Below are 8,900 nucleotides of genomic sequence, written 5' to 3'. Positions count from 1 at the left end.
ATGGCCTTCCGTAACGTTGTCGTCGCCGACCGGGGCGTGGTCCGTACCATCACCGTCAACCGCCCCGACAAGCTCAACGCGCTCAACCGCGAGACCCTGGGCGAACTCACCCTGGCATTCGCCCAGGCCGCGCAGGACGACTCCGTGCGCGCCGTGGTGCTGTCAGGCTCCGGCGACAAGGCTTTCGTGGCCGGTGCGGACATCAGCGAAATGAACGGCCTCACACCGGCGCAGGCGCAGGCGTTCTCACGCGCCGGACAACGCCTGATGACATCGATCGAACGCCTGGGCAAGCCCGTGGTGGCCCGCATCCAGGGCTTCGCGCTGGGCGGCGGCATGGAGCTGGCCATGGCCTGCCACCTGCGCATCGCCAGCGAGAAAGCCCGCTTCGGCCAGCCGGAAGTGAACCTGGGCCTGATGCCGGGCTTCGGTGGCACCCAGCGGCTGGCGAGGCTGGCCGGCCGCGCCGCCGCGCTTGAACTGTGCCTGCTCGGCGCGCCCATCGATGCCGCCCGCGCCGCGGCCCTGGGCGTCGTCACCCGCGTGGTCGCGCCCGAGGCTCTGGATGAGACCGTCGCCCAGGTAGCCGACCAGCTGGCGGCCTCCGCGCCGTTGGCGATGGCGGGCATCCTCGACGCCGTGCTGCAAGGTGGCGAGGCCGGCATCGACGTCGGGCTCGAATTCGAAACCCAGGGCTTTGCGCTGGCCTTCGCCACCGATGACATGCGCGAAGGCACCGGTGCCTTCCTGGAGAAAAGGAAGGCTACGTTCAACGGTCGGTAGGCAGCGCGCTAGTGATGGCTGCCGCGGTACTTCAGCTCGCCTGCCGTTACTCGCAGGTCCAGGCGATTCTCCGGCGGCGCCAGTGGACAGGTGGCAAACGGCGTGAATGCGCACGGCGGGTTGTAAGCCTGGTTGAAATCCACCACTACCTTGCCGTCCTTTGGCAGGCCCGTGGTGATGAACCGCGCCGCGCCGTAGGTTTCCTTGCCGCTGGTGCGATCGGCGAAGACGAAGAACAGGGAATCGGCGTCTTCCTGGATGGGATACAGCTCGAAGGTGTGGCCGTCGCGGGTGAACACCGCCTTGCCGGGCACTTTCTCCTTGTTCACGGTACCCAGCACCGAGCCGATTTCCAGCTCGTGCGGCGGATCGAACGGCACCCAGGTGGCCTCGACGCGCCAGGAGGCGTCGATCGGGAAGTAATCCAGGCCGAGGAAACCGGTGCGGGTGCTGGCGTTTTCATCCTTCACCCGCAGGGCCTTTTTGCCATCGCGCTCGATGGCGAAAAAGCTGGCCGATCCGAACGCCACCGTGGTGGGCTTGCCAGAGGCGTGCATGTCATCGATGAGCGGCGCGCTGGCCACGTGCTTGCCGTCGACGGTGGCACCACTACCGCTGGCCAGCGTGATGGAAAGCGAACCGTCGGCCGCCTGTGTCACCGTGCCCAGGTGGGCGGGGCCGGCATGCAGCACGATGTCGTTGTCGGCCGCCGAACCCACGCGGTTGGCGCCTTCCTTCAGCCACTCCAGGCCGATCAGGCTCAGCCAGCCATCGGGAGCCTTGAGGTTGGCTGCGCGCGTCGCCTGCCAGTCCTGGGTCTGGCGGATGAAGTCCGGGTCCGCCCCGGCCGCACTCGCCGTTCCTGCGGCAAGGACTGAGGCGATGGCGAGGGAGCGAAGCATGGATGGCGCCTTGGAAGGGGTGGAAGCCAGACAATGAGGCCTCAAGCCGCCTTGATCAAGGGCACCTGTCACGAATAGCCATCTAGACGGCTCAGCGCCCGCGCATGAACAGCTTGTCCAGTTCCACCAGCGACAGCTGGATCCACGTAGGCCGGCCATGGTTGCATTGGCCTGAGCGCTCGGTGGCTTCCATCTCCCGCAGCAGGGCATTCATCTCCGGGATGCCCAGCCGTCGGCCGGCGCGCACCGAGCCATGGCAGGCCATGGTGGAGAGCAATTCGTTTTCCAGTTCCTGCAGGCGCCGCGAGCTGCCGTGGGCGGCAAGTTCGGACAATACGTCGCGTGCCAGTTGGCTGACGTCGGCGCCCTCGAGCAGTGCGGGAATACGGCGCACCACGACCGCCGATGGACCGCTGCGCGAAAGTTCAAGACCCCATTCGGCCAGCGCGTCGGCATGTTCTTCGGCCGCGGCCGCTTCCTTCGCGCCCACGGCGATCGACAGCGGCACCAACAGCAACTGCGAGCGCAGGTTGCTGGTGGCGCGGCCGTTCTTGAGTTTCTCGTAGGTAATGCGCTCGTGCGCTGCGTGCATGTCCACCAGCACCAGGCCTTGCTCGTTCTCGGCCAGCACATACACCTGCTTCAGCTGCGCGATGGCAAAGCCCAGCGGCGGTGCCTGGCTGTCGTCGGTATCGGGCAACGGCACCTGCATGGCGGAGGTCGCGTTGCCGAACAACGCGGCGTACTCGGCCAGCGGTTCGTCGCGCACGCCAAGGGTGAGGCGCGGCTGGTTGAGCGGCCGCGCACCCCACGGCATCGGCGAAAGCCCCGGCTCGTTCACGGCACCGGGCAACCCCGGTGTCCACGATACGTTGGGCGCGGATACCACGGCCTGCACGGGCGCCACCCCGGCCCGGGTCTGCGCCAGTGCCTCGTGCAACGTGCGGTAGAGGAAATCGTGCACCAGGCGCTGCTCGCGGAAACGCACCTCGCTCTTGGCCGGATGCACGTTTACATCGACGCCGGCAGGATCCAGCGTGAGGAACAGCACGAACGCCGGATGGCGCCCATGGAACAACACATCCGCATAAGCCTGGCGTACCGCGTGCGCCACCACGCGATCGCGCACGAGGCGGCCGTTGACGTAGAAGAATTGTTGATCGGCCTGTGAACGCGAAGCGGTGGGCAAGCCCACCCAGCCACCCAGATGCAAGCCTGCGGCCGAGTGGTCCACGCGCAGGCTTCGCGAGGGGAATTCCTCACCAAGTACCTCGGCCACCCTTGCCAGGGCGCCGGCCTGGTCGCGCGCTGCCTTGATGATGCGCACCGGTCGCCCATTGTTGCTGAGGCGGAACTCGACGCCTTCGCGCGCCAGCGCCAGCGATTTGAGCAGGTCGTCGATATGCGCGAATTCCGTGCGCTCGGCGCGGAGGAATTTCCGTCGCGCAGGCACGTTGTAGAAAAGATCGCGTACCTCGATGCTGGTGCCCTGCGGGTGTTGCGCCGGCCGTGCCTGGCGCAACTTGCCACCGTCCACTTCCAGCCGGAAGGCGGCGTCGGCGCCACGCTGGCGGGACGTCAGCGCCACCCTGGCCACCGACGACACCGACGCCAGTGCTTCGCCGCGGAAGCCCATGCTGGCCACGTGCTCGAGGTCGTCGAAACTGCCGATCTTGCTGGTGGCGTGCGAGGCCACGGCAAGCTCGAGTTCGTCGTGGGCGATCCCGCCGCCGTCATCGCGCACGCGGATAAGCTGGGCGCCACCCTGCTCGATGTCGATCTCGATGCGCAGGGCGCCGGCGTCAAGGCTGTTCTCGACCAGCTCCTTGACCACCGACGCGGGGCGCTCGATGACTTCGCCGGCGGCGATCTGGTTGATCAGTTCAGGGGGAAGCGCGCGAATGGATGCCATCGGCGCAGGATAGCAAGGCCGTCAGGATGACGGGATGGCCAGTACCGTGCCTACCCTTACGCCGCTGTCGGGAATCTGGTTGACCTGCCGCAGCGAGCCGACGCTCACGCCGTATTGCTGGGCGATACCGCGGAGAGTCTCACCCCGCTCGACACGGTGCAGGTCGCGCACGTTGTCGTCGGCACGCGCAATGCTTGCAGCCTTGGCGGTTCGCCTGGCCGCATTGTTGGCGGCCTTGCCGGCAGCCGTGGCGGCACCGACCACGGGCGATGCCTGGATCTGCGAGGCTGTCTCGACCATAGGCTCCGCCTGCTTTGCCACAGCCACCAGGTTGTTGCCGTTGCGGCGCGCGGCCTGGGCGGCGAACCAGGTGCCCGGAGGCGGCGTGTTGGCGAAATAGTTGCGGATGCCGCCAAGCACCGCCGTGGCCAGCGACTGCCGGTGGGCGCTGCTGCGCAGCTTGGTTTCTTCACTGGGGTTGGTGATGAAGGCCGTCTCGACCAGGATCGAGGGCACGTCGGGCGAGCGCAACACCACGAAGTTGGCGCGCTCGACATAGCCGCGGTGGGTCGGACCGAGCTGGCCGACGGCCTTGAGCACGTTGTTGGCGATTGATTCGGAGGCCTGCATGGCATAGCCCTGCTGCAGGTCCAGCAGCACGGCGGCGAGCGTATCGTCCTTGTCGTCCAGTGACACACCGCCGACGAGGTCGGCGCGGTTTTCCCGGTCGGCAAGCCACCGTGCCGCTTCACTGGTCTTGCCGCGCGGTGAGAGCACCCACACCGACGAGCCCTTGGCGTCACTGTTCTTGAAGGCGTCGGCGTGCACCGAAACGAAGAGGTCGGCGTTGTGCTCGCGGGCGATCTGGTAGCGGCGCTTCAAGGGAATGAAGTAGTCGCCATTGCGCGTGAGTACCGCCTGCATGCCAGGCTGTGCGTTGATCTGCGCGGCAAGTTCGCGGGCCACGTTCAGCGTGACATCTTTCTCGAGCAGGCCCGTGGCACCGCGGGCGCCGGAATCTTCGCCGCCGTGGCCGGCATCCACCGCCACCACCACCTTGCGTTCGCTGGAGGGCATCGACGCCACGGGAGCGGACGACCCCTGCGTGCTGCGTCCGCGTTTGCCACCGGAGGCCGTGCGCAGCGGCTGGGTATCGCGGACCGCGGTAGGCGCCGCCGTGCCATCGTCATCGTCGGTACTGTCGTCATCGCTGGTGCCGGCGTTCTTCTGCCCAACCTTCGCCAGTGTCGGGTCGCCCGGATAAAGATCCAGCACCAGGCGGTAACCGTAGTCGCCCGCAGGCTTGACCATGAAGCTCTTCGGCTTGGCAGTGGGGTCCACATGCGCCAGCAGGCGCGCCGCCTTGCCCGTTGTCTCGATGCCCTTGAACAGGCCCTGCGCGCCCGGCGCGCGGAAACTCCCGGCGAGGCTTCCGCCTGGAAGCTCGATCACCATGTCGCCCGGCTTGTCGCCCGGGGAAACCCTGTATTTGCCGTTGTCGGAGAGATCGAACACCACGCGGGTGTATTCAGGCCCGGCCCAGACGCGGGCCGCCTTGATATCGGTAGCGACGGCGGCCTGGCTCGCCATGGTGGCAAGGCAAGCGGCGGTAATGGTGGCAATGATTCCCCTCATGGCCGGGATTGAACTGCAACGGTCAGCCGAAAGCAAGAGGAATTCCCTGAAAAATCCATAACCTGCACATCATTCGTCAGCGTTCGTGCAGGAAGTGTCGCCAAGCGACGGTTTTCGATCAGGAGTCACCGGCCCGACGCAAGACGATTTGCGACGAAAAAACAATCACTTAATCCCTTCAAGGAATCGATCACCCCGCTTCGTGGCGGATTCGAGCGCCAGGCGGCGCCCCGCGCCGTCATGGGCGAGGCGAAGATGGACATCGGCGACCGGCAAGGCACCGAAACCACGCTCGGGCCACTCCACCAGCACCAGCGAGGCTTCATCGGAGAGTGCGTCGAGCCCCAGCCATTCCAGTTCACCCGGATCGGCGATGCGATAAAGGTCCAGGTGCCAGGCGACATGGCCGGGAAACTCATAGGATTCCACCAGGCTGTAGGTAGGGCTCTTGACCCGTTCGCCTACACCCAGTGCCCGCAGGAATGCACGGGCAAAGGTGGTCTTGCCGGCGCCAAGATCGCCGTGCAGGTACATCACCAGCCCTCCGTCGACACCCGCTGCCAGCACCTGGGCGATGCCTTGCGTGGCGGCCTCGTCGGCCAGGATGAACTCACGCATGGTCGACGCCGTTCAGGACCGAGCGCAGGGTGTCCAGCAAATCCGTAGCCGCAAGCCCTATTTCACCCCGGACCGCGGCGAGGTCGCCTGCGCGCGCATGCACCGAAGTTCCCAGGCACGCCGCAGCGAAGGGATCGTCGGGCTGCTGCCCCAGCAAGCCGGCGACCACGCCGGTGAGGATGTCGCCCATGCCGCCGCTGGCCATGCCCGGATTGCCCCACGGGCACACCTGCAGGCGCCCGTCCGGTGCGGCGACGATGCTGCCGGTGCCCTTGAGCACCACCACCGCCTGGTATTTCCCGGCGATCTCCGCAGCCGCAGCGAAGCGGTCGGCCTGGATGTCGCGGGTGTCGCAGCCCAGCAGCCGGCCGGCCTCCCCCGGGTGGGGGGTAAGGATGGTCGGCGCGGTAAAGCGGCGCGGGTACCTGGCCAGCATGTTCAGGCCATCGGCATCGAGCACCATGGGCTTGCCGGCATCGAGCGCCGTCAGCCACAACGCATGGCCCCAGGAGCCCTGCCCGAGGCCCGGCCCCACAGCCAGCACGCTTGCCTTCTCCAGCGGCTGCTCGAGCGACTGCGGACCGTCCGCCGCGCGCGGCATCAGCTCCGGCCGTGCCGCGTGCAACGCCACGATGTTCTCCGCCCGCGTGGCAACACTCACCAGCCCCGCACCCACGCGCAGTGCCGCGCTTGCGCACATCAGTACCGCACCGCCGGTGCCGTGGTCGCCGCCGATCGCCAGCACATGGCCGTACTGGCCCTTGTTCGACTGCCGCGGCCGGGGCGGCAGCGCCAGCGGCTGCATCAGGATGGCGGAAGGGCGCTGGTCGGCGATCACGCGATCGTCCGCGCCCAGGCTCGCCAGTTCCAGCATGCCAACGTGGTCGGCCGCATCCTGGGTGAACATGCCGCGCTTGTGTGCGATGAAAGTCACGGTAGCGTCGGCGCGCACGCAGCGGCCTGGCGTGGTGCCCGTGTCAGCGGAAAGGCCGGACGGGATGTCCACCGCGAGCACCGGCAAGCCGGCCGCGTTGATCGCCTCGATGGCTTCGGCCATGACGTCGCCTGGCGGCCGCGACAGGCCCGTGCCCAGCAAGGCATCGACCAGCACGTCGGCACCGGCAAGATCGAGCCTTGCCGAAACATCGCCGCCGCCTTTGACGAAACGGTCGTGCGCCGCCCTGGCCTCTTCCGTTGCAGGGGGAGCCACCGCCACGACGCGCGAGGGAAGCCCTTCCTCTCGGGCACGCAGCGCCAGCAGATAGCCGTCCCCGCCGTTGTTCCCTGGACCGCACAGCACCACGATGCGCCGCGCCTCCGGCCATCGCCGTCGCAAGGCACGGAAGGCGGCATCGGCGGCACGCGCCATCAAGGTGGCCGAATCCACCCCCAGGATCTGCATGGCCCGGGTATCGATCGCATGCGATTGGGCCGCGGTGAACAGTGCCGCGGCAAGCGTTGGCGTGGTCATGGCGGCCATTATAGGGAGGCTGGCCGTGATGGTGATTGCAAGATCGATGTACAGCGAAAAGTGTGGCCGGCCCAATTCACTACAATGCGCCCATGGACTACCGGAAGCTCGCCGACGACATCAGGCTATGGGCACGCGAGCTCGGCTTCGCCGAGGCCGGCATTTCGGGCACGTCGCTGGGCGAGGACGAAGCCCACCTCAAGAGCTGGCTGGACGAGGGACACCATGGAGAAATGGAATACATGGCACGCCACGGCTCCAAGCGAAGCCGCCCGGCGGAACTGGAACCGGGCACGCAACGGGTAATCTCCGTACGCATGGACTACGTGCCGCCGGGCACGCAGCATGCTTGGCCGGTGATCGCCGATGGCGGCCTGGGCTACGTGGCCCGCTATGCGCTTGGCCGCGACTATCACAAGCTCATGCGCAACCGCCTGCAGAAGCTCGCGCAGCGCATCGGCGACGTGGTGGGTGATTTCGGCTACCGCGCCTATGTGGATTCCGCGCCAGTGCTGGAGAAAGCCCTGGCGCGCAACGCGGGATTGGGATGGATCGGCAAGCACACGGTGCTGATCAACCGGCATGCCGGTTCCTATTTCTTCCTTGGCGAGCTCTACACGGACCTCCCCCTGCCCGTAGACACGCCTGCCACGGCGCACTGCGGAACCTGCCGCCGGTGCATCGACATCTGCCCGACGCAGGCCATCGTGGGGCCCTACCGTCTGGACGCGCGGCGTTGCATTTCGTATCTCACGATCGAACTGCGCGGCAGCATCCCCACGGACCTGCGCAAGCCGATGGGCAACCGCATCTTTGGCTGCGACGATTGCCAATTGGTATGCCCATGGAACAAGTTCGCACAGGAAACCGTCGAACCCGACTTCGCGCCACGGCACAGCCTGGATGGCGCGAAGTTGACATCCCTGTTCGCGTGGAGCGAGCAGGAATTCCTTTCACGCACCGAAGGCATGGCAATACGCCGCACCGGCTACGAAGGATGGTTGCGCAACATCGCGGTGGCATTGGGCAACGCGCCGACGAGCGGCGACGTGGTGCATGCACTCACGGCACGGGCCCAGGACGCTTCGGCGATTGTGCGCGAGCACGTGGCATGGGCGTTGGCACAGCATTCGGCGCGTGGGGGTTTGGGGTCAGAGTAAATACTCTGACCCCGCCTGGGCGTTGGCCGAGCACGCCGCGCGCTAAGTACGCGCCGCGATCTCCCCGATCAGCGCCTGGGTGGAAGCGTCGAAGCTGTGGTCGGGCTTGCCCGCCAATGCCGGCTGGATCTGTTTGGCGATCAGCTTGCCAAGCTCCACGCCCCACTGATCGAACGCATTGATGCCCCACACGTGGCCCAGCATGAACACCTTGTGTTCGTAGAGGGCGATGAGCGCCCCCAGGGTTTCGGGAGTGAGGGCATCGAGCAGGATCACCGTGCTCGGACGATCACCTTCAAATGTACGTTGGGCAGCGATTACTTGGTTGCCGTCCTTCGATTCGGCCAGGACTTCTTCGGTGGTCTTGCCCAATGCCAGTGCCGCCGCCTGGGCCAGCAGGTTCGACAACAGCACGCGAT

At 66.8% G+C, this 8,900-nt stretch carries 8 protein-coding genes; 2 read left to right on the top strand and 6 right to left on the bottom strand.

The annotated features are described in order from the left end of the window. Nucleotides 1-783, top strand: a 783-nt coding sequence (locus VK519_RS03355) for an enoyl-CoA hydratase-related protein (RefSeq protein ID WP_324347668.1), incomplete at its 5' end; no start/stop codon positions are given. An 8-nt stretch (nucleotides 784-791) separates the two neighbouring features. Here the strand turns inward: VK519_RS03355 and VK519_RS03350 are convergent. From VK519_RS03350 to VK519_RS03330, 5 genes are all read right to left on the bottom strand, one after another. After that, nucleotides 792-1,685, bottom strand: a complete 894-nt coding sequence (locus tag VK519_RS03350; protein WP_324347666.1) for a DUF1684 domain-containing protein — start codon at nucleotides 1,683-1,685, stop codon at nucleotides 792-794. 91 nt (nucleotides 1,686-1,776) lie between these two features. Beyond that, complete coding sequence (mutL, locus tag VK519_RS03345; protein WP_324347664.1) at nucleotides 1,777-3,597, bottom strand: DNA mismatch repair endonuclease MutL; 1,821 nt, start codon at nucleotides 3,595-3,597, stop codon at nucleotides 1,777-1,779. A 21-nt stretch (nucleotides 3,598-3,618) separates the two neighbouring features. Further along, entirely contained in the window at nucleotides 3,619-5,232 is a 1,614-nt protein-coding gene (locus VK519_RS03340; RefSeq protein WP_324347662.1) for an N-acetylmuramoyl-L-alanine amidase, read from the bottom strand. 165 nt (nucleotides 5,233-5,397) lie between these two features. After that, nucleotides 5,398-5,850 carry a tRNA (adenosine(37)-N6)-threonylcarbamoyltransferase complex ATPase subunit type 1 TsaE gene (tsaE, locus tag VK519_RS03335; RefSeq protein WP_324347660.1) on the bottom strand — a complete coding sequence of 151 codons (453 nt, stop codon included), beginning with the start codon at nucleotides 5,848-5,850 and terminating at the stop codon, nucleotides 5,398-5,400. Beyond that, nucleotides 5,843-7,321: an NAD(P)H-hydrate dehydratase gene (locus VK519_RS03330; RefSeq protein ID WP_324347658.1), complete on the bottom strand. Its 1,479-nt coding sequence runs from the start codon at nucleotides 7,319-7,321 to the stop codon at nucleotides 5,843-5,845. The genes tsaE and VK519_RS03330 overlap by 8 nt, the downstream gene beginning before the upstream one ends. 92 nt (nucleotides 7,322-7,413) lie before the next feature. On the opposite strand from VK519_RS03330, the gene queG reads away from it, so the two are divergent. Next, nucleotides 7,414-8,481 carry a tRNA epoxyqueuosine(34) reductase QueG gene (gene queG, locus VK519_RS03325; protein WP_324347656.1) on the top strand — a complete coding sequence of 356 codons (1,068 nt, stop codon included), beginning with the start codon at nucleotides 7,414-7,416 and terminating at the stop codon, nucleotides 8,479-8,481. A 42-nt stretch (nucleotides 8,482-8,523) separates the two neighbouring features. Here the strand turns inward: queG and VK519_RS03320 are convergent. After that, nucleotides 8,524-8,900: phosphoglucose isomerase-related protein (locus VK519_RS03320; protein ID WP_524538974.1), on the bottom strand; the 377-nt coding region annotated here is incomplete at its 5' end.

Source organism: Pinirhizobacter sp., from assembly GCF_035317885.1.
In the GTDB taxonomy this organism is placed as follows: domain Bacteria; phylum Pseudomonadota; class Gammaproteobacteria; order Xanthomonadales; family Rhodanobacteraceae; genus Pinirhizobacter.
The sequence above is the reverse complement of the archived record's forward strand: the minus strand, read 5'-3'. Positions and strand labels throughout refer to the sequence as shown.